The sequence below is a fragment of the Paenibacillus sp. y28 genome, assembly GCF_037137075.1.
Taxonomy (GTDB): domain Bacteria; phylum Bacillota; class Bacilli; order Paenibacillales; family NBRC-103111; genus JBBBNV01.
On sequence record NZ_JBBBNV010000106.1, the window covers coordinates 1 to 905 of the forward strand.

At 55.0% G+C, this 905-nt stretch carries 1 pseudogene; it reads left to right on the forward strand.

Annotated features, from left to right (window positions below):
- A pseudogene (locus WBG83_RS22480) lies at positions 1–905 on the forward strand (CARDB domain-containing protein); the annotation flags it as partial.

The following is a 905-nucleotide window of genomic DNA, read 5'->3' on the forward strand; positions in this document are numbered from 1 at the left end:
AAGGTAAAAATGAACGGCTTTGTCGTTTCCGATGTTACGGACAGCACATTTACAACAGGAAAATTCGGGCCATTCTCGGATCGGGATTACGCAGAGCTAAAAGATATTACGTATTTGGCAGCTTCTCCATCTTCCATCTACGCCGTCAAGGACGTGGCACTGGTAGGCGCGCCGGTGGAGTATGAGACAACCTATGAAGATCCGGAAAAAGACCCGATTTGGCCTGCAGGTACAGCGTGGACCATCGAGCATACCAATCCAGATTTGTTCCTGAATACCGGGGACGGCTACTCCGGCTTGTCGCCGCACCACGGCCAGACGTACCCGGCGCCGGTTTCTCCGTTCGAACGGGTGGGCTTGTACCGGATGACGTATTCCCAATGGGACGATGTCACGCCGGAGTCGTTCCGGAAGCAGTCCAATTTATATTCCCGTAATCTGATTGTACACCGCAAGCCGGTGGCCGAGTTTACGCTGTCGGCCAACCCAGACAACACGGTAGCCTGGAGCGATACAAGCTATGATGTGGACCGGTGCTATCCGGGCGGCAGCTGCATGAGCGGGTATGAAGGAAACCGGGGCGTATTGGACCGGAAATACTACTACATCACGCCAAGCGGCACCGTGGTCAAGCAGAAGCTGGTCATTCCGCCGGAAACCGGCACTTACACGGTAGCCGAAGCGGTCATGGACGAGTACAGCGCCTGGAGTGACTTCTACATCCAGACCATTACGATTGACGGCACGCTGCCGACGCCAAATGAACGGCCGGAGGTAGACATTACGAATCCGGATTGCGGCGACCCGGGTGCTTGCACGCTATTCTATACCACCACACCAACGATTACATGGACGCAGAACGATGCGGACGGGCTGCATTTTACCCATTACCGGCTGCAAATCTT